The organism is Paenibacillus sp. sgz302191 (genome assembly GCF_057749925.1).
The window spans coordinates 143,879-169,761 of sequence record NZ_JBYLHY010000011.1 but is presented as its reverse complement, the minus strand read 5'-3'; the positions used below and the strand labels follow the sequence as shown (position 1 = coordinate 169,761).

Here is a 25,883-nt window from a genome sequence, read left to right as displayed (position 1 = left end):
TCAAAATATGCCGGAATGGCCGGCCCTTTTGGCCAAGTAATTCGTTGTGAACACGAGGAAGATGGAAATGATCGCTTTAAACAGCCCTACTGCCGCACTGTAGCTGAAAGCGCCCTGCATAATCCCGGCCGTGTACACGTAAGTGTCGAACACTTCGGCGACCGGACGGTTCAGCGGGTTGATCATTAACAGCACCTGCTCGAATCCGCGGTCCATAAATTGACCCATGCGCAAAATGAGCAGGACGATGATCGTTCCCTGAATGGCCGGCAGCGTAATGTGCCACAGTTGGCGGAACCGGTTCGCGCCGTCGACGTAAGCCGCTTCGTACTGCTCTTGATCCACGCCGGCAAGCGCCGCCAGGAAGATGATCGTCCCCCAGCCCATTTCTTTCCAAATGCTTTGCGAAATAATCATCGGTCTGAACCAGCTTTCGCTCGTCAGAAAATCGATTTTATGTCCGAAAAGCCGCAGCACCGCTTCATTAATGACTCCGCCTTCCGTCGTCAGCAGCAAATAGGAAATGCTCGCTACGATAACCATCGAAATAAAATGCGGGATATAAATGAGCGACTGGATAAAGCGCTTGTAAAAAGCTTTGCGCACTTCATTCAGCAAAAGCGCCAGCAGAATCGGAGCCGGGAAAAAAAACAACAAATCGTACAAACCCAGCAAAAGCGTGTTGCGAATTAATGTAAAAAATATCGGGTCCTGAAAAAACTGTTTGAAGTTATCGAGTCCGACCCATTCGCTGTTAAAAAAACCGGCGTAAGGCTGGTAATTTTTGAAGGCGAGCAGAACTCCCCACATCGGAACGTATTTGAAAATAACAAAGTAGGCCAAGCCTGGGAGCAGCAGCAGCAGCAAATATTTGTCCCGGATGATTTTGCTCATCAGCGAGCCCCGTTTGGAAGTTCCTACCGCTCTTTCGGATATCAAGCTCTGTCCGGCGCCCGTTTGTTTCATCATGTTCTCACTCCTTCGCAGTTTGGTACTTCACACACTATAAGAATCGAACATTTCCGGCAATCATACTTTTTTTGCCCGGCATATCGAGCTTTTTTCAAAAAAGTGCAAACCCGGAAAAAAAGTATGGCTGCACGTAATGCCCGACATTCAAGCGTTCAGCTCTGCCGGCAGAGCGTCGCCGATCAGTTCCAGGCACATAATCGCGTTGAGCGACCACTGCGAAACGACGTTGGTCGTGATGTGCGGCAGCTCTTGAATCGGACGGACATATTCCAGCACCGGCACCTGACAGATGTGCGCGGCATCTTCGCTGCCCCCGGGCAGGCGGTTTTCCAGCATGATGCGCCACGTCTCCGCAGCCAGCTTCGGGCTGTTATGCCGGTTGGCCGCATACGCCGCCATAGCTGCGGCGAACATCGGCCAGCTGAACCGGTCCGGACGGATGGCCCCGTTCGTGCGGGCCAGCTTTTCCTCGGGTTCAAGGTAGTAGAACGCTCCGAACTCGGCCAGCATGTCATCCCACTCGGGATCGGAGAGCAGCTGCGAAAGCTCCATCCACACTTGCGGCGCGCCGAAGGAGACGGCCATATGATAGGCGTAGTTGCCGTCGCCGATATGGGTGAGAACGCCGGTCGCGGGATCGTACCCGAATGTCGTGCCGGATAAGAGCCGGAACGGCGCTGCCTTCAAATCCTTGATCCCTTGAAGGATTTTGTCGCGGTATTTCACGTTCTCGAAGCGCTCCCACTGCGACATCCAATTCGAGCTGAAGGCCGCCCAGTCCGGCCCGCTCCTGATATGGGCCGGGTGCTCGTCGGGCGGGAAATAGGCGCGCATCGGATCGAGGCGAACGGCGGCAAAATCGGCGTCAGCCACTTCCGCCAAAATATCTCCGACGCGTTCATCCGCAGTCAGGAAATAATAGTACCGGTGCAGACCCGCCATCGCGATGCGCGCTTCCTTACAGCCGCAGCCCCAGTGGACGACGTTATGGCGGGAACCCAGCCCGGCATATTCCCCAAAATGGTACACGTCCACTTCGCTTGTATGACGCGTCATCGCTTCCGCCATCCGGAACAAATCCGCCCGTCCCGACCGCAAAAACGAAAGCCACAGCCACATATTCGGCACAAGCTCGGTATTTTGCCAGGCAAAACCGCCTACATCGTACCGCCAGTTATGACGCGCGGCATCATAGGTGTGCATGAAATCGCCGTAATCCCAAAAACCGTACCAGCGCCGCTGCTCGACCTCTTGTTTGTAAAAGCCGACCCAGGCGTCCAGTTGGTCTTCGATCCAGGCTTTGGCCGGCGTGCTGCGGTCAGGCAGGCTCCATGTCCCGAACGCGTGCGTATCGTGATAACGCGCGGGCTCGCAGACGAGCTGCGGCGGAGCTTGCAAGTCCCGCGTCATGGACGCCAGCTCAGCCGCATCGGGGGTCCGTTCGCAGCACCACAGCATGAGCTCGCTCGTGTTGGCGATGCCGTGCGGCGTGCTGCGCAGCTCTTCCGCTCCTTCATAAGCGGCCTCCACATAGGCGGCCGTATCGTAATGGCGCATATCCATCGCCGCGCCGTCCGGCGACCAGAACCAGAGCGTCAGCCTGGCTTCGTCCGTCGTCATCCCCGTCACTTCCAGAGACGAAGGATGCTTCTGCCAAAAGTTGCGCAGCCCTGCCGCAAGCCCGCCGTGAGCGTCCCCGGCATATGCGAGCCCGCGCGCACGATGGCCGCTGACGGCTTTCACCGGGCTGCATGCCGCGCTTGTCTGCTTGACGACCATGTAAGAGTCGGCGGAAAGCTGCGTCAGCCTGTAGCTGTCCCAAGCGGCGGAAGCATCCAGCAGCGCCAGGAATGCCGCATCGCGCCCATCGTCGAATTCAATCGCCTCGCCGGCTTGCTGGCGCCAAAACTTATCCAAATAGGCGTCCTTCGTTCGCCAGGTCGACAAATGCTTTGGCGATTCGCTGAAAAAGCCGGTGTCGCCGGCAAACCGGACGTGCCTGTTATACAGGGGAGCCGTCAGCGGCAGGCCGAACGAGATCCCGAGCCCTTTCACGTAGTCTTCCTGCGGATCGACTTCTAACAAAGCTGTATGGACGATCCGTATCGAAGCCTGATTGGCGTAAAAATAAAGGCGCAGCCGGAAAGGAATCCAGGAACGCTCGCCGTCCCTCGACATATGCACCCCTTCCGCCAATACGACGACCCTTGCATGCCCTTCGTGCTCCACATGGAGGGCATTGATTTCGCCGTCCAAATATTGTTCTTTTAAAAGGCGTCCGTCGCCGGGAAGTTCGCGGCGCTCTTCACGCATACTGACAAGCGAGCCTTCCGCGCCGACCTGTTGGTCCCCGTAGTACAGCGACCGGATGAGCGCTTTGCCCCGCTTCGCCATGGTACATCGGATTACGCCGGTATCCACCGTCAGCTCGTCGGCCGACTGCCGGATTTTCACGCCGGCTGCCGAACTCGCTGCGGCGTCAGGATCATCGGCTGCTTGCAGTGTGTAGCCTTCGCTCGCAGGTTTATCGAAAGCAGCGGCATGCGCCGTCCACTTCACACTGCCGTCCGGCCAATAAGCCGTAGGCCAGCTTTGCAGGGCGACCGAACCGCCCGACGCGTCGGTCAGCGTGAACGAACCGGCTTGGGAGCGATCCAATTCGCCTGCGCGCCAAGGTACTCCCCACGTCACTCCCGCAGCAGTCGCAGGAGCTTCTTCCAGCCAATTGATGCGGATTCCCTTCATCTGTTGTTCCATTTCCAGCAACAACCCCTTCCGAACTGCATATGCGCGGTTCTCCATTCCAGCTTATGAACGGTCGGAATTTCCTGCAATTGTACTTTTTTAAACCCCGCCCGGGCAGCGGTTTATCTTTTTTTCGGAATTAAGACTTTTTTGCAGGGGAGGGAACAAAGTGTTGGGCACGAGTGCAGGGGACGTTTGTAACCAAAAAAAGTAGAAAAGTCAAAAATTGTTAACATTTAGGAGTTTATTCCTATCTTTAAATCTAGTAAAATATGTTAAAATATTGAAGATATCGAATTACAATTAAATAAGGAAAATGGAGGTTAATTATGAAAAAATCAATTCCTGTACTTACTTCTTTGGCTGCAGCGCTGTTGTTGTCTTCCCAAGTTGCTTTTGCCGACGAATCCAGCCTTCCGGCAGCTGATGTTCTTACGAAAGCCGCGAGCCAGGAAATCGTCAAAAACGTAGAGGTCAAGGTCACTAATTTACTCGACCAAAACACTAATGGAAAGAATTCGCTTTCCGCACTCCAGCAAGCAGCAAGCCTTCTTCCTCCTCAACTCCAGGCCGCCACTACATTCAACTTCTCGCAGCGCGATTTCGGCGAATCCGTCGTGCAGACGAGCGATGGCGGCTATGTGTTCGCAGGCTCTACCACAGTTAACGGAAACGAGGATATCCTATTTGCCAAGACGGACGCTTCCCTGACGCTTCAGTGGGCATATACGCTGGGCGGAACCGCGGTAGAAACGGGCGTCGAGGTTCGGCAGACGAGCGACGGCGGGTATGTCATCGCCGGGACAAGCAATGCAAGCGGTTCTAAAGACATCTATTTGGCCAAGACAGATGCCAATGGAGCGATACAATGGGCCAAAGTATATGGCGGCCCAGGCCAAGAAGAGGCTGAAGCGATGGAAATCGGGCATGACGGCGGCTACATCATTGTCGGCGCCAAGAGTGGCAGCCTGAATACGAACGACGCTTACATGCTTAAAGTGGATGCCAGCGGCAATGTTCAATGGAGCCGGACATATGGTCAGGATAATCTGGAGGATCGCTTTTACGGCGTAGGCACAACGCCGGACGGCGGCTATGTGGCAGTCGGATATAAAACCATCTTGCAAACCATTCCAGGCGGGACGGAACAAGCGATGTATGGGCTGATGGCCAAAGTAAACGGCTCAGGAGGAGCGGTATTCGAGTCCACCCTTGACAAGAATGCCTATCTAAACGGGGTTGCCGCAAGCAGCAGCGGCTATGTGGCTGCAGGGACCATCAACAACTACGGTACACCGAACAGTTCTCAGGGGTATAACATATTTGTAACCAAGGTCGGTACTTCGGGGGCCAAGTTGTGGACGAACCAGTTCCATTCGACGGGTGGCGATTTTGCCAATGATGTCAAATTGGCCAAGGACGGCAATTACGTAGTGACCGGGCTAACGTCCCCGCAAGTGGGGAAAGAAGATCTGGTGCTGATGAAAATCAACAACTCGGGAAATGCGTTATGGTCGAATACCTATGATTTTGGCAATACAGGCGAAATCGGCAAGCGTGTGGCAACGACCAATGACGGCGGTTATATAGTTACGGGCTCGTACCAGGCGAATAGCTCCAACGGCAATTATGACGTCCTTTTAGTGAAATTTACAAGCGATTGAGCAGCAGCGGCAAATAAGCTTTGGAGAAAAGGGGCTGGCCCGAAAGGGTTCAGCCCCTTAGTCTGAGGAAAAGCCTGCACAATCGCAGGCTTTGCCAGGAAAAAACGGGGCTCAGCCCCTTCATCCGGCGAAAAAGCCTGCACTTTTCAGGCTGTTGAGAAACCCCCTTTTTTCCTGGATGCTCAAAAAAAGCACCAAAAGCATGAGCCAAATCCCCCTCTCAGATCGTTTTAAATCAATTTTTTCTCTTCAAGATGAGTGCCCCCACATAAAAATTGATCTGAGAGGAAACCCGTTAGACTTTCTCAACAGCCTGACTTTTGCAGGCTTTTTCCGACCGGCGAGCTGCCGGGCCGCTTCGCAAACGGCTGTGCCGGCGGGGCGGCCGGTGCCATGCGGCTCCGCTACGCGCAGACGGGGCTGGGCAGCGCTCGTGCGAAAAACCTGCAAAAATACATCTTTTTGCCCGTTGAAACGCCCGCAGCGAAAAATTCCTGCAAATGTGCAGGCTTTGCCACGAAAAAGCGGGGCTCAGCCCCGTTTCAGAGGAAAAGCCTGCACAATCGCAGGCTTTTCCTCAAAACAGCCCGCATCCGGCTAAAAGCCTGCACAATCGCAGGCTTTTCCTCAAAACGGCCCGCATCCGGCGAAAAAGCCTGCACTTTTGCAGGCTTTGCCGACCGGCGAGCTGCCGGGCCGCTTCGCAAACGGCTGCGCCGGCCGCCGAGCCGCATCCCGGCCGGGCCCCAAACCAAAAAAACCGCCGTTACAGGCGGCGGTTGCGGCATTGTTTTCACGCGTTGCGGTGAAATTCCCGATATTGGCTGGGCGTAGCGCCCTGCTGCTTTTTGAAGATCCGGTTAAAGTAGCTCGGCTGATACCCGGATTTTTCGGCGATGTCGTTGATTTTCATATCCGTGTCCCGCAAAAGCTCCTTCGCTTTTTCAATGCGCAGTTCAGTCAAGTAGTCGATGAAGTTTTTGCCGGTAACCTGCTTGAACGCTTTGCTTAAAGCGACCGTGTTCGTTCCGGCGTAATCGGCGCAGCTGTCCAGCGATATATCTTTCATGAAATTGTTTTGCAAATAAATCATCGCCGTTTCTACCGTCTTTTTCACCTGGGCGTCGGAACGCGATTCCAGTTCTATGATATACGGGCTGACAACTTTGTCACTGAACCACGCGCGCATCTTTTGCGGATCCCCGGTTTGCATCAGCTGTTCGTACAAATTGGACGAGTTGAAAATACGGTTTGGATTCAAACCCGCGAGCCGAACAGCGTGTAAAATGCTGCCAAGCAACTGGAGCGCTCCTTGGCGGATATCAATCGTTTTGGCGCCGCGTTCGGTCAGCTCCTCCAGGAACGCCCGGATCAACTGGTTCGCTTCTGCGGCTTGACCTGTCCGAAGCGCATGAATAATTTCTCTTTCGAGCGCAAACGGATAATGAATCTCGTCCGGCTTCTGGTCGTTATCGTCCGGCGATTCCAGATCGATCAGCAGATTCCGGTTCTCAAAACGGCGGCTGCCGGAAGCCTGCATCGCTTCCTCGAACCGGGAAGGCACATGAACGATCGATAATGCCGGGCTTCCAAGCGCGATCGACACGTACATTTGGAGCACATGATGAATCGCCTGCATCAGCTCCTGGCCGAACGTTCTGACCGTTTCCCGCTGCTCCGCTTCTTCCGGAACGAAAATAATAAGACCGACGGATAAATCGTGAAAGTTGATGACTTCCGCTTGCTCGAAACGGTTCGAGGCAAGCTCCATCGTAATGTTGGCGGCAGCGAAGGTGATCAGCCCTTCATCCCCCGGCGAAAAGCGCCCTTCCAAATTTTTGAAACCGCTCAAATGGATGTACAATACGGCATATTGCCGGCGGTCTACCGTCCAGCCGAAATTACGCATTCTTTCCAAAAGCGCCTGTTCGGAATACGAATAAAGGTACCCTTGAACGAGCTGCAGCAGGAAGCCTTCCTTAAGATGCGGAAGCTGCTGCTCCAGCTTCGTTTGCAGCGTCCTGCTTTCCCGGGTCAAATGCAGCCATTCTTTCTCAATGAGCTTGAAATCGTCATTGTGTTCTTTTCCCAGCACGGACGGAGCCGTCGTCCCCGTCAGCAGGCTGACTAGCTGCGCGATCGGAGAATAGATCCGTTTCGAAGCGAGCCAGGATAACACGGATGCCAGCAGCAGCATCGCGACGCTTAAAGTCAAAATGAGCTGGGATATGAAGACGACCGGTTTTGTAATGGCGCTGATCGGCGAGGCGGAGACGTACGTCCATTCGGTGTTGATGCGCGACATCGTGCCGAAAGAGACGGTATACGTCGTGTGGTTCCAGTCGAACAGGAAGGAGCCGGATTTCGCCTTGCCGGCGACAATTTGCTGTCTCAGCGCTTCATCAAGCTGCGCCGACGGCTCTTTTCCCGCAATGGAAAACATTTGCTCGCCATTTTCTTGCAGCAGAAACGTGCTTCCCTCGTCATAAGGGGTCAACGTCTGGAGCATGGCGGCGATCATCGAGCTATCGAGGCGGGCCAGCATGATCCCGTACGGACTCGGCGCAGTTTCGGGAATTTTGATCGCCAGCGTAAATAAATCTTCATTCGCCGACTCCGATTGCGGCTGCCGCAACCAGAACACTTTGTCGCTATTCGCAAGCAGCTGCCTGTACTTGGCAATCTGCGCAGCATCCGTCAACGCCTCGTATTCCGGATTAAACCGCACGGGAGATGGGCCTTCCAAGTAAAGCTCCGTTTGTTTGGCCAGCGTGTTGGAGCCATGCATAATCGACAGCGCTTTCGTAATATCGCGGGCAATTTCAAAATCGCGCGACAAGCTTATATTGGACAGCGAGTAATTGAAATTGGGGTCGAAGGCCCAATGTACGACCGAAGTTTCCACATGGGCGAACTGCTCGCTGATGTTGGCGGCTCTTTGCTGAATCTGTTTATTGTGCATCTGAAGCAGTTCGTTATCAAGGCGGTCACCTGCCAGCCAATAAATCAGGCCACCGATAATAAGTCCGGGAATACTGGAAATGATCAAAATCAAAATCCAATTATTTCGGAAGCGCTTACTTTTAAGCACGATTGTCCCCCCTGATCTATTTATTATTATATATTTTTCGATATTCACATCATACCACACAGCGCAAAATGTTGTGTATAAGATTCGAATGCGGCCGATTCCGGCAAATACAAATAAACCTGCCTTGACAGGCAGGTTCTTGTTTTTTTCTCAATTAGCTTTGAATGGAATCGAGCACGTTGTCGGTAAAATATAAATACTGAGCGCCGAAACTTGTGCCATAACGGTAAACCCATTGTTCCATTTTTCCGTATACATTGACGTTGTCCGGTTTTCCCCAGGACATAAGAACTTGCTCCTGCGTCATGCCGATGCGCACCTTTTTCCGCCTGATCACGTCTTTTATATCGCTGGACCAGTCAAATTTGGCCAAAGGGTCTTCGATGTAAAAGCCCGAGGTTAGGGCGTCTAGTGAAGAAAAACTAAATTTGATCGTTTTACTTCCGTTGCTTAAAGTTGCGGTTAATCCGCTGTAGCTGATAAGAGATAATTTTTCATATTGATTGAATTTCTCTTCGCCGGGATAGGACAGGGTGCTGCTGCTCCATAGCGAGTCGGCGTATTTCTTCCATAAGTTCTCTGCGGCAATTTCAGTCTGCAATTTCTCGGCTGCCGTGTTGATTTTACCGTCAACTCCCCAAGATGCATTCTTGGTAAGGTCTCCGGCTGTAAGATCGATCCGATGACCTTTTCCCCATGCAACTTGGATGTCCAAATACTCGGACAAAAATGAAACCGGCACATAAAGCACGGACTCCTCTGAAATAATCGGATAGTCCATGCGGCCTTCATGCAACTCCATACCGCTTCCAAAATAGGTTATCAGGTTGCTGTTGGAGCCTATCAACACAATCCGGTTCGGGTGATTGATTCGCAGAACGTCGCCAATTGGTTTGGCGGACATTTTCAAGTTGCCGAGAAGCGCCCACAGCGGTATATAAATGACATCGTTGCGAACGATCGGGGGATAGTCGGATTTTAGATAGTTTCCATTGACATAGATTTTATATTCGTCCGAAAGCAAATTTACTGGCTTTCCTTGGTTCCAAGGCCCCTCATACCATACATCGTTGTAGATGGACGTGCCTTTTACGGCAGTGCCCTGCCCCTGTGGAAGTCCATTCACCAGATCACCTGAATAAACAAAATGATTGCCTTCCCATTCGAAATAAGGATACCCCATAATGTTCAGCGTCTTATCGGCGGTTTGAACGGTCGCGTACTGCTTTTCCCCGTTCCAATCCACTTTAGCGCCAAATGCCTCGCTGATTAAACGCAAGGGCACAAAAGTTCGATCATCCTCTATTCGCGGCGAAACTTCCAAGGTTTTTGTTTGGCCGTTGACTTGGACAACAGGATCGTTGATTTTCATAAACACGGAAGACCCTGCTCTGTTCAGAGTAATGGACTGCTGCTCTCCGTTCCAAGTCAACTTGGCATTCAAAGCATCCGTAATATCGCGAAGGGGAACCAGCATACTGCCGTTAATTAAAATCCCGATGTCCATGTTTTGTTCCGTCTTTTTGGTCTGCTCATCGGCAAAAACCGGCAATGACGACGCGAGCATCAGCGTAATCGACATTGTCATCATGATAATGCGCTGAAAAAATGTTTTCATTCACAAAACCTTCCTTCATCTAAAGTAAATATATGTCCAAAACTTTCAAAGATCATTTTGAAAGTGTCAAGCGCATGTGCTCCTTTAGAATTAATAAGCCTCTGCTTAAAACTATGAAGTGGGTAAATTTTACTATGTTTTAAACATTATAACGCAAAATATCTGCTGAAACAGCAAAAATTGTGCCGATATGTGGAAAAAAAGCTGATTTTTTAGGGGATTTGTGCGATTAATCAGACAAACTTCTTCAGCAATTTGATAGCGGGAAAGAATTTTATGATCTTTAACATACATACTATAGTATGGTAAGTTGAAACTACATAACATGATTTAACCGAACCGTTTCATTAAGAGCCGAAAGGAAAGCAAAATGAAAAGCATACTTTTGAAGTATTTAACCAGATTTACAACCCTGAACGAAGAAGAACAACAGATGATCGTTGATGAGATACGAGTCCAAGAATACAAAAAAGGGACAATGCTCCTTAGACAAGGAGATGTCCCCACTCAATGTTATTTTGTATTGAAAGGATGTGTAAGGCAGTACTCGATAGATGAAACGGGAAAAGAGGTCACATCCAATTTTTACACAGAAGAGCAAGCGGTGTCGATTTTCAATCATCATAAACAAGATAAGTCATCCCCGTATTCATTAACTTGTCTGGAAGACTGTGTAATGGTTGTTGGCGATCTTGATGCCGAAAATGCTATGTTTAACAAATACTCGCAATTGGAAACGATGACACGCAAGATGGTAGAGGAAAACCTGGGTGAGGTACAAAATGAATTGGCTTCATTTATCGCATCTACACCTGAAGAACGTTACAAAGCGTTATTGCGAAAAAGGCCTCATCTAGTCGATCGCGTACCCCAACATCAATTGGCGAGTTATCTCGGTATTACCCCGGAATCATTAAGCAGGATCAAGAAGCGAATTCATACAAGCGATTTTTAGGGGAATTATTATGCGCTTTTGGGAAGTTTTCCTCCTCTGAACAGCAGCCATATCCCAAAGCCCAGTTCTCCTGCAATCATTGGCACGCTAAATACAAGATTAAGGGTTGAAATTAACCCATCATATTGTGCTAGAAACGTTTTGCTTAGGTGAACGACAATATAACCTATTGAAGCAAGAACTAATAAAATGCCGATCACTTTAGGAATGATGCCTGATTTGAAAGCCAGATAGCCCACAATCATTAAATGCCAGCCGAAAACGATCAAACCAATCGACCAAATAGATTCAAATGCATCGAGAAATAGCATCATAAGCGCTTGAAGTTGTTCGATATTAAATGAGGACAAATAGGTTATATGTCTTGAGAGAAGCAGCACAAATATCAAGTTCAGTATGGCCATTCCCAATATAGCCGCATAAATAAGACGGAGCCATGCTCCGAGCAATGAAAGACTTTTATTAAATGGCTGTAGAAACACATGGAAAGCCCAGGCGACCACAATGTCAGCAATCATAATGATGACCCAACCCAGAATTTCTGCTTTGAAAAGGTTATTGGATGACACGATGCTGTTAAATGTAGCCGCCGGATTGCCTTGTACCACAAGGCTTCCATGAACAAACCCATAGGAAAAAAAAGAGGCAAGTGCCATGATGACAAGTGAAATGCCGGCAGTTAAAGCGGATTTCCACTGATACGATAGTTCTTTGACCGAGTTAGTCATAAAATAACCCCCTATATAGAATTGTCGATTTTCATTATATGAGGAGGTTTACGACTGGTCATTAACTTAAGTCAAGAAAGCAATTATAATGATCCGGTAAAAATTCGCTGGAAAAAGAGATTAAAGAACCGCAGCATTGATGCCCGGCTAAGCCGGTGGTTATGACTCCGTCAATGCCGGAGGACGGCGATTTGCCGGGCACCGGGTGCAGCGGCCGGCTTCTTGGGCGATTTACCAGTACTTCGCCGGAATCGCCAAAGTCTTCATTACGGAGGCGACCGCATGCCTGATCAGAGCGGGCGCCTCGCGCATCGCTTCTTCAAGCGGCATCGGATTTTGCACCGCGCCGATAATGACGTCCAGTCCGAGATCGTAGAGCGGCTTGACGTCCCCAGTGACGCCCCCGGATACGCAGATGACCGGCTTATTGTATTTTTTGGCCGCTTTCGCCACTCCGGCAGCCGTTTTACCGTACGCGGTCTGCCCGTCGGTGCGTCCTTCGCCCGTGATGACAAGATCGGCCCGCTCCACCCATTTCTCAAACCCGATCGCTTCCAGCACGATGTCGATTCCGCGGGCCATTCTCGCGGACAGGAACGCCATCAAACCGGCGCCCATGCCACCCGCTGCGCCCGCGCCCGGCACATCCGCGACGTCTTTGCCGAGCTGTTCCAGAATCAAGGAGCCCAGATGCGATAAGCCCTGATCCAGCGTTCGAACCATCTCCGGGGTCGCCCCCTTCTGCGGCCCGAAGACGGCCGAAGCCCCCTGCGGGCCGCACAACGGATTGGTCACATCGCTGGCGACAATGAATTCGCAGTCCCGAGTGCGCGGATCGATGCCGGAAACGTTGATGCGCTGGATGCCGCTCAACTCACCGCCGCCGGGCGAAATCTCGCGATCTTGGGCGTCGAGGAAGCGGACGCCGAGAGCTTGAGCCATGCCGGCGCCCCCGTCATTCGTCGCGCTGCCGCCGATGGCGATAATCATTTTGCGGCACTGCTTGTCGAGTGCGGCTTGGATCAGCTGTCCGGTGCCGTACGTCGTCGCGGCCAGCGGGTTCAAGCGGTGCTTGGGCACAAGCGTCAGCCCCGATGCCGACGCCATTTCGATGACAGCCGTCTGCCCGTCGCCCAAAATGCCGAACTCCGCCATCACCGGGTCTCCCAGCGGTCCGGCCACTTCCGTTTGGTGCAGGGAACCGCCCGACGCGTTGACGAGAGCGCGCACCGTTCCTTCCCCGCCGTCGGCGATCGGGACGGTGAACACCTCGGCGTCAGGCATCGCCCCCAAGATGCCTTCCTTCATACAGGCAGCGACTTCGATAGCGCTCAAACAACCTTTATAAGAATCTGGCGCAACCACAATTTTCATGAAATCACTCCAAACAACGATATATATCCGCTTTTCCGTGAATCCGAACCAGACTGACCAATGAAAACGCCATCATAATGGGCCGTTACTTGTCTTTTAATCCCAATCTCAAATACTGCTCTTCAGGCGATTGCACGTCTTCCATAGCTTTTATCAGATGCTCCGAATACCGCTTTTTAAGCTCCTCATCCTGTATGGGGTCCAATTGTTCATAATCCGATTCAATATGAAACAACAAAGATTCCTGCCCATGCCGGGCCATCTGAAATGGCACTCCTTCCTCGCTGAACGGAATGCGGTAAACCGGATAATCCGTATAGGGCAAAAAGGTGCCGGTCCGAATGCTTGCGGGATTGTGCGAGCCCAGAAATTTCCGAAAAGCGGTCGGCATGGCGGTATACGTGTAACAAGGGTGGTTATCGCTTCGAACCGGCGCGCGCATATAGGTGTATGCTCCATCCGTAATATTTACGGTCATGCCAAACATTCCATACAAGGCAAAGTCGCGAATTCGCCGCTCCGTCCCCCGAATAAGCCCGAGCAGGGAATGCCCTCTGACTGTAGACGGGATCTCCACGCCGAAATAATCGAGCAAGGTCGGCATCAAATCGATATTTTGCGTAAGAGCCGAAATGCGGGTCTCCTTCGCAGCGCCACCGGGCAGATGAATCATCAAGGGAAGGTGGGCGATTTCGTTGTACACATGCATAATATTTTTTCCGGTCCAATTGTGCTCGCCGAGCAAAAAGCCGTGATCTGTCGTTAGGATGACCAGCGTATCGTCCCATAAGCTTTTCCGGTCCATCACATCCAGCAGCTTGCCGAGCCAATGGTCGATCATCGTCAAGTTAGCGGCATACCGCTTGCGCAAATGTTCCATAGCTTCGGGCGGCTCCTCCGCCTGCGCATACTTCGGCCAGTCGAACCGCGGCCCGTCATAGTCATCGGCATACATGTCCAAATAATGCTGCGGACAATCGAACGGCTCGTGCGGGTCGAAGGCCTCCACCATCAAAAAGAACCGGTCCTCATCGCCGTTGTCCTCAAGCCAGTCACAGGCGGCTTGCACTGTCCGCGGTCCGGGAAAGTCTTCTTCCCGCTTGAAGGCGGCGCGATTTTTTTCATACTGCGCATCCCATCTGCCGTAATACTCCGCAGGCGGCCGAGGAGACTTTATTCGGGAAATCCACGGGTCGGCTTCCTGACCGCGATGGAAATCCCAACTGTCGAAAGCCTGGCAGTAGTTTTCCCCTCCGGTTTTAAAATAGTGATAGTGATCCGTTACCATGTGCGAGAATACGCCCTTGCTCCGCAGCGTTTCCGGCAATGTTACGTCAAACGGTTCGATTCCTCCCCAGCCTTTTTCCAAAAAAGCGAGCCTGCCCGTCATCATGTCTCTGCGTGCCGGCATGCAGGGCAGCGATCCGGACCAGTGATTGTCGAATACTGCGCACTTCTCCGACAGCCTGGCGATGTTCGGAGTCTTGACCCAACGTTGCCGGTTATAGATGTCCAGCATATGGCGATTCAAAGTATCGAGCAAAATAACGATTGCTTTCATAGCAGTGATTTCCCCCTTCTCTTGCTTTCTTGCGGAAACTCGCCGGGATGCCTGCGCTGCATCAATCGTCCCTTAAGCGTCGGCCGCACAGCGGAACCCCATATTGCCTGTCGAGCTGTCCGGCGTATTTTGGCTGCGGGCAGCCAACCGGTAGCGGTTGCAATACGATTTATGGCACAAATAGGAGCCTCCCCGCATCACCCGGCTTTGTCCCCGGGAAGGACCGGCCGGATTGACCCGTGGCCCGTTCAAATGGTAGGCAGGACTGAACCAATCGGAACACCATTCCCATACGTTTCCGGATACTTGATACAACCCGAAGCCGTTAGGCTCATAGGTGCGAACCGGCGCGGTTCCTGCATATCCGTCGCTTGCATTGTTTTTCACGGGAAATTTGCCCTGCCAAATATTGCACATATGTTTGCCGTTCGGTTTGAGCTCATCGCCCCAAGGGTATCGTTTTTGAACCAGCCCGCCCCTGGCGGCATACTCCCACTCCGCTTCCGTCGGCAAGCGTTTGCCCGCCCACCGGCAGTAAGCCTGGGCGTCGTTCCAGGAAACGTGAGTGACCGGGTGGTCCATCCGTTCTTCGATGCCCGAATCCGGCCCTTCCGGGCGGAACCAGTAAGCGCCGTCAACCGGCAGCCACCAGGGCGTTTGCGGAACGGAATTGACGACCTTCTTCGCCGTTTCTTCGGAAACAAATAGATGAAAAACAAACGACCAGCCGAACTTTTCGGCCTCCGTCACATACCCCGTAGCATCCGTAAAGCGCTTAAATTCCTGATTGGTCACGGTGCAAGGATCGATATAAAAGGGCCCCACCGTCACTGCGCGGACCGGTCCTTCGCCATCGGACGGAAATCCTTCCCGGTCATCGGTCCCCATCAAAAACTCCCCGCCCGGCAAATAAATCATATCCTGTTTGGCCGGAAGCGATGCGTCGGCAGCTCCGGCAGTCCGATTGTCTTCCGCAGCTTTGGAGCTGCCGAACGGGACGAACGAAATGGCGGCCTCGCTTCTGGAAGCGGAGCAGCAGGATGGCTTATTGATTGAATCCGTCATAAGAAACCTCTCACTTTCCTAAAGGTCATTGAAAGAATGCGATTCCCAGCAGCCCGGACAGTAAAATAACCGCAATCGGGTGCATTTTATATTTCATGACTCCTATAATAACACCGCCCGCAATCAGAACGCCAAAAAAAGTTTTCCATGTTACGAGACCCGAATTCAGCCCGGAAAAGCCAAAATGAATGGCGGCAAAAACAATCAAGCCCGTAATGATCGGACGCAAGCCGTAAAATGAAGACCTGACCCATTTGTTGCGATGAATTTTATAAAAAAAGGCGGTGATGAGAATCATCAAAATAAGGGAAGGAAGCACGATTCCTGCCGTAGAAATGATCGCGCCCGCTATGCCGGCCGTTTTGTAGCCGATCAGCGTTGCTGTGTTCGTTGCGATAGGGCCCGGCGCCATTCCGGCTAATGCCACGGCATCGGCAAACTCCTTTTCGCTCAGCCAATGGTGTGACGAAACTTCCAGTTGAATGACCGGAATCATCGCATAGCCGCCGCCGAACGACATAAAACCGATTTTAAAAAAAGTTATAAACAAACTCCATAGCATACAGACATCCGCTCCTTATATCCCTTCGGCGATAAAATAATCGGCATATGTAAATCTTGACGGGGAATCGAACGGTTCTTCTTTTTGCAGTCTTACCTCTAGCCCCAATTTTTCCTTCGTTTTAACAAAAATGATGCCGATGAATATACCGAATCCGATCACGAATAAGGGATGAATCGAAGTCGTCAGAAACAGCACGACAGTGCAGATCATGGCGGCAAACGTCGTTTTGTCGAACACGGCGGATTTTCCCAATTTAAAAGCGGCGACGACGATTAAGCCGACAATGGCGAAATGGATTCCTTCCAAAGCCGCCGCAATTTTGGGGTTATGCTCGATCTGCGCATAAACGAGGCTAAGCGCGAACGCGATAAGAAAAGTAGGCAGGGTTATGCCCGTTACCGCCGCTATCGCCCCCGGAATTCCGGCAAGCCTGTAGCCGATAAAAGCCGAAGCGTTGACGCCGATGCCTCCCGGAGCGGAACCCGCGATTGACAGCACGTCGGACATCTCGCTCTCGGAAACCCACTGCCGTTTGCCCACCACTTCCCTCTCGATAACCGGAATCATCGCATAACCCCCGCCGAATGTGGCAGGCCCAATTTTGAGAAAAGTCCAGAAAATGTGCCCAAGCTGTTTGATCAGAGCCGCATTCATCATGAATGTCCTCCTAGTCTTTTATTCTCTCCTTTCTCATTATAGCTTACTTTATTCCATTTTGGAATTATCTTTTTCGGAGACTCTATTAAAACCGCAAATAGAGAGATGAAATAAGTGCAATTCAGCTCCTATCAATTCATTCAATCCCCATAACATTTATATGTTTTTGTCATTTTGGAATATAGTCTTTAATTTTCCCCTATCGAACAAAAAGCCGCGAAGAAACGGTCCTTAATACCCCCCGCTTCTCCCCGGCTCTAAAATTCGCACATCGTTCCGTCAAAAGCTTTAGCTGCTCGCGCTGCTGTAATGCCTCAAGCAAAATTTCCATACCGTCCGCGTCAATATGAAAACCAAAAACGGAACGAGTACGGCCCAGACTGCGCCGCCGGCGTCCATTTTTTGCAGCGCGGCCATGGCCGGAAAATTCGTAATCACGAAAATCGGGAGCACAAAAGTGCCGATCCGCTGAATCCATTTGCTGTAAATACCCATCGGCATATTGTTGAAGTCCCACAGCTTATCGGAAATTTCGATCACCGATTGCGTTTTGATAATAAAAAAAGCGAGCAGCTGCGGCAGCAAAAACAACGCGTACATCAAAATCGTCCCGCATGCGATAAACAGCGCATACTTGGCGATGATCGCCGCGCTCGCGTCCAATTCAAGCCGGCGCCAGGCGACGACGACCATCGTAATGCCCGCCGCAAAGTTCGGAATCGGGAACGAGAAATTAATCCGCCGCAGCGTCGCCATGAACTGCAAGGAAACGGGCTTGGTCAAATACATGTCCAGCGTGCCGCTTCGCACATGCTCCGATAACTGGTAAAAATTTTCCATGAAAAACATGACATAAATGCCCGTCATAATCATATAGGTTCCAATAAACAGCATCACCTGATCGGGCGATAAACCGTTGATGTTAACCCCGACCTGATAGACCAGGAGCACATAAAGCAGCTTCGCAAGCGTAAAAGCGCATTCCTGAGCGATGCCGATGACGAAATTGAGGCGGTATTCCATTTGGGCGATCAGGCAATTTTTAATAAATAGCCCGTAGATCTGCAAGTATTTGCCGGCTTCGCGAATGAACGTCATGATCGCTAACCTCCGATCGCCACATATTTTTTTAAGCCGAAGCGCCAAATGCCGTTAGCCAGAAGCGTCGCAGCGACCGCCCAGGCCGCCTGCACCGCGAGACCCGCCGCGATTTCGGCCGTCCCCAGCTTTCCGTTCCAAATGTTGATCGGAAAATAGATCGTATACTGAAACGGCAGCCATGCAAAGATGCGGCCCGCGGTTGCGCCGAACACATCCAGCGGAAACACGCCGCCGCTCAAAATATTCGACATCAGCTGGAAGCCGATAAACACGGCCCAAACCTCAGTCATCCAAAAGGCAAGAAGGCTGAGCAAATAAAAAATCATGCCGTTGAGCACAACCGCCATCAATATGGACGGCACGAACAGCGCGAGCTTGCCTCCGCTAAACGGCAAATTCCCGAACATGGCAAAGCCGAGCAGCAAAACGGCGACAATGAGGGCGAAAGCGGCAAGCTGAACCGTTTTGCTGCCGTAAAAGCAAAAAATGCGGTACCAGAAGTAGCTGATCGGCTGAACGATGAATTTGTTCAGTCCGCCGCTTTTGATATCGTTCGCGATTTCGTATTCGAACCCCGCCGATACGAACTTACCGACCGCTACAGCCATAATCGTATAGCCGATCATCTGGTCATACGTATAACCGTACACCGTCCCGGACGAAGAACTGGTGAAAATCGCGTTCCACATGAACAGTTGGATCATGAGCGGAAAGACGCCGCTGACAAGACTGAGCCAAAAATCGGTGCGGTATTCCATCGCGTTTTGAACGCCGAGAGCAAAGCTTTTAGCGTACTTGCCCGCTGATTTCAAGGCTATCACGATCCTTCTTGTAAATTTCGGCCAGCCCGTCTTCGATCGATAAATCCTCGATCGTGAAATCGACGACAGGCAGCAGATCCAATATCGTTTTCGTTATCGTCCTCATCTCGTCCTTGGCTACCTCCAGAACGACATGGTAATCTTCCGCCTCGATCACCTCGCCGTAACGGCTCAGCGAATGCGCGTAGACCGGTTCCGCGAATTGCAGGCGAATCCGCTTGCGTTCCCCGATCAGCCGGTTTATTTTACCCAGCTCCCCGTCGTACGCGATAGCGCCGTGATTAATAATAATCGACCGTTTGCACAAATCCTCGATATCGTTCATGTAGTGGCTCGTCAGCAAAATCGTCGTCTTCGTTTGCTGGCTGTAATATTTGATGAAAGCGCGAATATTTTTTTGCGAAATCAAATCGAGGCCGATGGTCGGCTCATCGAGAAACATGATTCTGGGCCGGTGAATGAGCGATGCGATCAGCTCGATCTTCATCCTTTCGCCGAGCGACAGCCGGCGCACCTGGACGTTCAGCAAATCCTTCACGTCAAGCAGTTCCGACAGCTCATCGAGCGAGCTTTGAAACGTTTTGTCGCTCAGTTCATAAATCTTTTTATTCAGCAGCAGCGATTCGCTGGCCGGCAAATCCCACCACAGCTGGCTTTTTTGGCCCATGACGATCGAAAACTGCATTTTATACGCTTTTTTCCGCTCCCATGGCGTATATCCCAGCACCGACGCCGTTCCTGAAGTCGGGTGAAGGATGCCGGAGAGCATTTTGAGCGTCGTCGTTTTGCCCGCTCCGTTCGGTCCGAGGAGGCCGACGACCTCCCCTTCCCCGACTTCAAATGAAATGCCGCGGACCGACTTGCGGATCAGCTTTTTGCGGGACAATAAATTTTTCAACGAATGGCGCAAGCCCGTCTCTTTTTCATAATATGTATATTCCTTGGACAACTCGTTCACGAGGATGGCCGGCATAGTTATCTATCACTCCTTCGGTCGAATGCTGCCGGCATAGCCATCAGACAAATGAGCAGCTAATAGTTGGATAGTCGGATACTGTTGAAAAACGTTCATATCGGCCATGATGCCGATTTCGTTCATTTTAGCTTCCATATGGACTGCAACGATGGAATGGCCGCCAAGCTCATAAAAATCGTCCGTTACAGAAATTTGCTCCAGGCTGAACACTTCTTTCCAAATGCCGGTTAGCAGACGCTCCAGCTCTTCGCGGCTCCCCGCATGGATCGCCGCATGGGTTGCCGCCTCTTTGCTCTGTGCGGGGCGGGCTGAATCGGAATAGCTCTCCGGTATGTCCATCCAGCACGAAAACGCGCGGAACGGGTACGTCGGAAACGGCGTCCGCCGCCTCGTTTCCCCTTCATAGAAGCGGCTCCACGGTATCGCGGAGCCGCTGGCAAAGGCGGCGGCGAGCTGCCGGAGCACTTGCAGCGCCGTTCGGCCCGAGCGCGTCCATTCCTCGGTCAGCGCGCGGACATGTGACGGAGGGACGGGCTCCCTCCAGCCGTTTGCGCCGTCGCCGTACGCATAGTCGGCCGCGCCGGTTTCCAGCGGCTTCGCGCCGTCGGCAATGCCGTCCATGATCCGGATCATCTCCGCTCTGCCGCCCGCGGCGAGCGCGAAGCGGTACTCGTAAGCGTCTCTTCCCGCATTAGCCGCAAAGCAAAGATCGGCAAGCGGTATGTCCGGCCGGGAAACGAGCCAATTCCGGACTTGCCGGATATAGTCCGTCAGCGCCTGCCGCTCGCGCGCGGATAACACCATAAGCGCCGGTGCGTCCGAGGCCGTCTCCGCAGCCGAATCCGGCGCGGCCGGCGCCTCTTCCAGCACCACGTGGCAGTTCGTTCCGCTAAAGCCGAACGAGCTGACGCCGCAGCGCCGCGGCGATCCGTCCGCCTCCCAGTTGCGCAGCCGGTCATTGACGAACAGCGGCGAATCTTCGAACCGGATGTTGCGGTTCGGACGCGTGAAATATAACGACGGCGGGAGTTTTTTATTCGTCAGGCACAAGGCGGCCTTCACCAGGCTGACGATGCCCGACGCGCCGTCCAGGTGGCCGATGCTGCTTTTGACCGAGCCGATCCCGCAAAACTGCTTGCGGCTCGTATACCTGCGAAACGCCCGTGTAATGCCGTCGATTTCGATCGGATCGCCCAGCTTCGTTCCGGTGCCGTGCGCCTCGATATACGAAATCGTTTCCGGCTTGACGCCCGCCCGCTCCCAGGCGTCGACGAGCAGCTTCTCCTGCGCGAGCGCGTTCGGCGCGGTCAGCCCGATCGAGCTGCCGTCATGATTGAGCGCGCTGCCTTTAATGACCGCATAGACATGGTCGCGGTCCCGCACCGCCTGCGCTAAAGGCTTGAGCAGCACGGCGGCCGCCCCCTCGCCCCATAACGTGCCGTCCGCCCGGTCGTCGAACGTCCGGGTTTCGTCCCCGCTCGTTTCGATGCCGATTCTGAAGTCTTTGTCGACAGGCAAAATGTTCAATTTGATGCCCCCGGCCAGCGCCTGATCGCACTCTCCGTTAAGCAGGCTTTGGCAAGCGGTATGCACGGCGACCAGCGACGAAGAGCAGGTCGTGTCGATCGCCATGCTCGGACCTTGCAAATCTAGGAGGTGATTCAAACGGCTGGCGATGATCGGCGCGATGTTGCCGGGCAGCGCAACCCCCATTTTGTCGGGATGAAGCCTGGACAATATCGTGCCATACGTCGGCCAGGCGTTGTAGCCGATGAACACGCCGGTCCGGCTGCCTGCCAGCTTTTTGCCGCCGTAGCCCGCATCTTCCAGCGCCGCCCAAGCCGTTTGCAAAAAAATGCGCTGGTTCGGATCGAGCAGATTCGCTTCGCCGGGCGACAATCGAAAGAACGGATAATCGAAATCGTCGATGGAGCTCAAATAACCGGCTTGCGCGTAGCGGACAGCGCCGCCTGTCAGACGGTCGGCCTGCGCTTTGCGGCCTGCGGGAAGCTCGCGAATGCAGCTCGTCCCCTCCGTCAAATGGCGCCAAAAAACGTCGTAATGATCCGCCATCGGCAGGCGGACGGACATGCCGATCACAGCGATCGCATCCTCCTTCCTCCGGGCGGTCCGGTCCGCATCCCGCGCGCGCAGCCGCTTGACGAGTTGGACGCCGACCTGCTTGTCGATTTTCCCGGCGGCAATTTGCTCCAGCACATATTCGAGCGGACTATCCATTTCCTTCACCTGTCCCTTCGTCCGTCAAGTAGGACATCGCCTTCGATACGGTCACTTTCCCGCTGGTCAAACGGTCGATCAGCTCCTCGATTTGTTCTTCGCCGTCTTCGCCATCTCCGCTGTTCACGCCTCCTGCGTTCTCCTGCAAACGCGCATTCCCTGTAGGACGGCGGTTCTCGTCAATCAGGCGGGCAAGCTTGGCAATCGTCGGAAAAGCGAACAGGTCGGACATTTGCACGGTACCCGGAAAATGCCCTTCCACCAGTGACAGCACTTTCATAATCATGATGGAATTGCCGCCGATATCGAAAAATTGATCCTCGACATGGAAGCTGGAATATCCGAGCACCTCCTGCCAAATTTGCGCGATCTGCCGCTCGGTGGGCGTATAGCCCGCATCATGGCCATGCAAAACAATTTGCGGCTTATCGTCCGTCGCAGCAAAAGAATCGCTCGCCGCGCTTTCCCGGCTTTCCTCGCGCCGGTCGTAATAATCGGCAATCCCGATCCTGCCTGTGACGAGAAGAGCGAACCGCTGGCCGCCTCTCGACGGCTTGCCGATGATAGCGCGGCTGAGGCCGGAGCGGAGAAAGCGCTCGAAAGCTTCCATCCCTTCGGCGCTCGAAACCGAATCGAGCACGCCGCCGGACAGATCGGAGCCGGAAAGCACGGCCATTCCCGTTTCGTTCCATGCCGGCCAATTGATGCATTTCGTCCCTCCGAGACGAAGATTCCGCTCCTCGCAAAACGCGTCCAGAAACGCGTTGGACATGCTGTATTCGATCTCGCCGGGCAATCCGACCAAAGCCGAAATGCTGGAGCTGCAGATAAAAAAGTCAAGCGGGTCCTCCTGCGTCAGTTCGTCCAAATGCATCGTCCCGAAAAGCTTCGCCGCAAGCGCCGCGCGGATGACGCCCCGCTGTTTATCGAACAGCGCGCCCTGCTGCGGGGTGACGCCCGCGCAGTGAATGACGCCGCGGATCGGACCGAAGCCGCTGCGGATATCCGCAAGCGCCGCTTGCAGTTCGTCGCGCGAGCCGGCATCCGCATAATGGACCGAGACCGTGGAGCCGGCGCCCCGGATTTCATCCAGCGTCTGCGCGTCGGGCGCCGACAGCCGGCTGATGACGGCGATATGAAGCGGCTTTTGATCAGCCAAAAATTGGGCGATCTCCTGGCCGATGCCGCCTCCGCCTCCGGTAATGACGTAGGTGCCCCCGGCCCGCAGCGGCAGCTCGCCGGACGGAGCGTCTTTGGCGATACGGCACACCCGGACGTATCGCTCTCCTCCGCGCAGCGCGACAATTTGCGGAGAATCCGCCTCCGCCGCGGCTGCGAGTTCGCCGGCTAAGGCGTCGGGCGAAGTGAGCGCGTCCGTATCGACGATCCGAATACGCAAATTCGGCGACTCCAGCGGAAGCGTCGTCCCGAGCGTATGAAGCAGCCGGTTGCCCGGAAGCAAACCGCCCTCCCGCCCGCTGATCGCATAGCTGTGCGCAGTCACAACGACGAGCTCGGGGCCCAGCCCGCGGTGCCCGGCGAGAGCTTTGCACAAGCCGATCAAATGAAACAAGCCTTCATTGACGCTCGCTTCCAGCCGGTTTGCCGCAGGCAGAAGATCGGGCGGTTCCAGCCCATGAACAAAGACGATTTGATCGAGCTCTCCCGGATCAACCGCAGCGAACAAGGCGCCGTAATCGGGCGCGAGCGCAGGCGCGGCAAAATCGAGCCGGAACACGCTTGCGCTTTCCCGGCCGAACTCGCGTCCGGGCAGAACTTCCACTAACGAGTCGGCTCCCGCCCGGATCGCGTCTGCCAGCTTTGCGGCCGCCGCGCCGCCGTCGTGAACGGCCAGACAGCGCTTGCGGACCGGCGTCCGCTCCCGCGCATCCGATGGCGCTTGTTCCCATCCGGGCTCCCAGAACGGAAGCGGAGCGGCAAGCGGGCCATCGATCCAGCACCGCAGCGGCTCGAACGGATAGAGCGGCAAGCGGACGCGCTCGTGCGCGTCTTCCGCGTACAGCTCCCGCCAATCCGCTTCTTCTCCACGCGCGTACGCGGCGCACAACCGGCGCATGACGCCTGCGTCCTCCGGCAGATCCGCGCCTCTAGCGAGGCCCGCGCCGGGAACGATCGTCTGAAAATCGCTCTCCTGCAGCGCGTTCAGCGCATCGGCGATTTCCCGCCGGCTTCGGCCGGCGACCACGAGCCGGCAGGTAAAATGGCTTCTCGCGGCATTCGCCGTAAAGCAGATGTCGCCAAGCTTTTCCGGCCGCGGTTGAGACAGCCAGGACGCCATTTGCCCGGCCCGCTGCCGCAGGACGGCAGGGGACTTGGCCGAGAGCGCGAGCGCATGCGTCTGCAGCGCTGGGGCCGAAAGCGGGCTTGGGACACTTTCCGGCGCTTCCTCCAGCACGATATGGCAGTTCGTGCCGCTAAAGCCGAACGAGCTGACGCCGCACCTGCGCGGCGTGCCGTCTGACGTCCACTCTCTGAGAATGTCGTTGACATACACAGGCGATTCCTGAAAGGCGATGCTCCGGTTCGGCCGCGTAAAATGCAGCGTCGGCGGAAGCCTCCGAAGGTAGAGCGCGTAAACGGCGCGCACGAATCCGGCCAGGCCCGCGGCGCCGATCAGATGGCCGATATTGGGCTTGACCGAGCCGATGGCGCAAAATTGTTTTCTGCCCGTAAACCGGGCAAACGCCTTGCCAATCGCCTCGATTTCGATCGGATCGCCCAGCTTAGTGCCGGTTCCGTGCGCTTCCAGATAGGCGATCGTTTCGGGATCGACTCCCGCGTCCCGCCAAGCCTCGACCAGCACTTCCTCCTGCGCGAGCACGTTCGGAGCGGTCAAGCCGATGGAATGGCCGTCCTGATTGACGGCGCTCCCTTTGATGACCGCGTATACCGGATCGCGATCCTCCAGCGCCTGGCGCAGCGGCTTGAGGACAACCGCGCATACGCCTTCTCCGGTCACGGTGCCGTCGGCTTTATCGTCGAACGTTCTTGTTAGGCCCAACGACGATTCGATGCCGACCTTCCCGGTCAAATCGACAGGCAAAATATCGAGCCGGACGCCTCCCGCCAGCGCCATTTCGCATTCGCCGCGCAAAATCGAGCGCACAGCGGCATGAACGGCGACGAGCGACGAGGAGCAGGACGTGTTCACGATCATGCCGGGACCTTTTAAATCAAAATGGTACGAGACCCGGCCAGGGATCATCGACACCAGGTTGCCGACATGGGCTTCCTTGTAGGCCGCCGGAGCGACCTCCAACACCCGGCTTGTATAACTGTACGCTTCGTGATCGTAGCCGACGAACACGCCGGTCCGGCTGCCCTTCAGGCGCTTGTCGTCGTAACCCGCGTCTTCGAAGGCGTGCCACGCCGTCTGCAGGAACAGGCGCTGATGCGGGTCCATCAGCTCCGCCTCGCGCGGGGACAGGCCGAAAAAGCGGTAATCGAAACGGTCGATGAAGCGGAGATAGCCCTGTTTGATGAACTGCCATTCGCTTTTGTCCATTTGCTTGAATCTCGCATACCTCTCGGCTTCCATCCTGCGGGAATACGGGAGATTGCCGGTCGCTCCGACGCCGCCCGCAAGCTGCTCCCAGAACGTTCTTGCATCGCCCGCCCGCGGAAAATCGAGACCGATTCCGATGACCGCAATTTCATTGCCGGTCTCCGTCCGGGCTTCCGATTCAGGCTTAAGCTTCATGAGATCGATCAATTTTTTGGCCATGTCCGAC

At 54.0% G+C, this 25,883-nt stretch carries 17 protein-coding genes; 2 read left to right on the top strand and 15 right to left on the bottom strand.

Annotated features, from left to right (window positions below; genetic code table 11):
• Together AC3G2T_RS17675 and AC3G2T_RS17670 are read right to left on the bottom strand one after the other, a co-directional pair.
• On the bottom strand, window positions 1–966 hold the full coding sequence (locus tag AC3G2T_RS17675; protein WP_488436413.1) for an ABC transporter permease: 966 nt from the start codon (window positions 964–966) through the stop codon (window positions 1–3).
• A 150-nt stretch (window positions 967–1,116) separates the two neighbouring features.
• On the bottom strand, window positions 1,117–3,729 hold the full coding sequence (locus AC3G2T_RS17670; RefSeq protein WP_488436369.1) for an exo-rhamnogalacturonan lyase family protein: 2,613 nt from the start codon (window positions 3,727–3,729) through the stop codon (window positions 1,117–1,119).
• A gap of 317 nt (window positions 3,730–4,046) precedes the next feature.
• On the opposite strand from AC3G2T_RS17670, the gene AC3G2T_RS17665 reads away from it, so the two are divergent.
• Window positions 4,047–5,381, top strand: a complete 1,335-nt coding sequence (locus tag AC3G2T_RS17665; RefSeq protein ID WP_474681199.1) for a hypothetical protein — start codon at window positions 4,047–4,049, stop codon at window positions 5,379–5,381.
• A 793-nt stretch (window positions 5,382–6,174) separates the two neighbouring features.
• Here AC3G2T_RS17665 and AC3G2T_RS17660 read toward each other — a convergent pair.
• Both AC3G2T_RS17660 and AC3G2T_RS17655 read right to left on the bottom strand, forming a co-directional pair.
• Window positions 6,175–8,472, bottom strand: coding sequence for a helix-turn-helix domain-containing protein (locus tag AC3G2T_RS17660; protein WP_488436368.1), 2,298 nt, complete (start codon window positions 8,470–8,472; stop codon window positions 6,175–6,177).
• A gap of 154 nt (window positions 8,473–8,626) precedes the next feature.
• Complete coding sequence (locus tag AC3G2T_RS17655) at window positions 8,627–10,090, bottom strand: stalk domain-containing protein (protein ID WP_488436367.1); 1,464 nt, start codon at window positions 10,088–10,090, stop codon at window positions 8,627–8,629.
• 370 nt (window positions 10,091–10,460) lie between these two features.
• Between AC3G2T_RS17655 and AC3G2T_RS17650 the strand changes: the two genes are divergently transcribed.
• Window positions 10,461–11,045: a Crp/Fnr family transcriptional regulator gene (locus AC3G2T_RS17650; RefSeq protein ID WP_488436366.1), complete on the top strand. Its 585-nt coding sequence runs from the start codon at window positions 10,461–10,463 to the stop codon at window positions 11,043–11,045.
• Window positions 11,046–11,053: 8 nt separating this feature from the next.
• Here AC3G2T_RS17650 and AC3G2T_RS17645 read toward each other — a convergent pair whose 3' ends face one another.
• From AC3G2T_RS17645 to AC3G2T_RS17595, 11 genes are all read right to left on the bottom strand, one after another.
• Window positions 11,054–11,773 carry a DUF4386 domain-containing protein gene (locus AC3G2T_RS17645; protein WP_488436365.1) on the bottom strand — a complete coding sequence of 240 codons (720 nt, stop codon included), beginning with the start codon at window positions 11,771–11,773 and terminating at the stop codon, window positions 11,054–11,056.
• Window positions 11,774–12,004: 231 nt separating this feature from the next.
• Window positions 12,005–13,147: a glycerate kinase gene (locus tag AC3G2T_RS17640; protein WP_488436364.1), complete on the bottom strand. Its 1,143-nt coding sequence runs from the start codon at window positions 13,145–13,147 to the stop codon at window positions 12,005–12,007.
• 85 nt (window positions 13,148–13,232) lie between these two features.
• A complete protein-coding gene (locus AC3G2T_RS17635) occupies window positions 13,233–14,708 on the bottom strand; it encodes a sulfatase (RefSeq protein ID WP_488436363.1) in 1,476 nt (491 codons plus the stop codon).
• Window positions 14,709–14,780: 72 nt separating this feature from the next.
• Window positions 14,781–15,773 (bottom strand): formylglycine-generating enzyme family protein, encoded by a 993-nt coding sequence (locus tag AC3G2T_RS17630; RefSeq protein ID WP_474681206.1) that lies wholly within the window; start codon window positions 15,771–15,773, stop codon window positions 14,781–14,783.
• A gap of 25 nt (window positions 15,774–15,798) precedes the next feature.
• Window positions 15,799–16,335 (bottom strand): chromate transporter, encoded by a 537-nt coding sequence (locus AC3G2T_RS17625; RefSeq protein ID WP_474681207.1) that lies wholly within the window; start codon window positions 16,333–16,335, stop codon window positions 15,799–15,801.
• 15 nt (window positions 16,336–16,350) lie between these two features.
• Window positions 16,351–16,995 (bottom strand): chromate transporter, encoded by a 645-nt coding sequence (locus tag AC3G2T_RS17620; RefSeq protein WP_488436362.1) that lies wholly within the window; start codon window positions 16,993–16,995, stop codon window positions 16,351–16,353.
• A gap of 288 nt (window positions 16,996–17,283) precedes the next feature.
• A complete protein-coding gene (locus tag AC3G2T_RS17615) occupies window positions 17,284–18,093 on the bottom strand; it encodes an ABC transporter permease (protein ID WP_474681209.1) in 810 nt (269 codons plus the stop codon).
• Between the two features lie 5 nt (window positions 18,094–18,098).
• Window positions 18,099–18,908 carry an ABC transporter permease gene (locus AC3G2T_RS17610; RefSeq protein WP_488436361.1) on the bottom strand — a complete coding sequence of 270 codons (810 nt, stop codon included), beginning with the start codon at window positions 18,906–18,908 and terminating at the stop codon, window positions 18,099–18,101.
• Window positions 18,883–19,890: an ABC transporter ATP-binding protein gene (locus AC3G2T_RS17605; RefSeq protein ID WP_488436360.1), complete on the bottom strand. Its 1,008-nt coding sequence runs from the start codon at window positions 19,888–19,890 to the stop codon at window positions 18,883–18,885. Before AC3G2T_RS17605 ends, AC3G2T_RS17610 begins: the two co-directional genes overlap by 26 nt.
• Window positions 19,891–19,899: 9 nt before the next feature.
• Complete coding sequence (locus AC3G2T_RS17600) at window positions 19,900–22,131, bottom strand: type I polyketide synthase (protein ID WP_488436359.1); 2,232 nt, start codon at window positions 22,129–22,131, stop codon at window positions 19,900–19,902.
• Window positions 22,124–25,876, bottom strand: coding sequence for an SDR family NAD(P)-dependent oxidoreductase (locus AC3G2T_RS17595; protein ID WP_488436358.1), 3,753 nt, complete (start codon window positions 25,874–25,876; stop codon window positions 22,124–22,126). The genes AC3G2T_RS17600 and AC3G2T_RS17595 overlap by 8 nt, the downstream gene beginning before the upstream one ends.
• Window positions 25,877–25,883 lie beyond the last annotated feature (7 nt).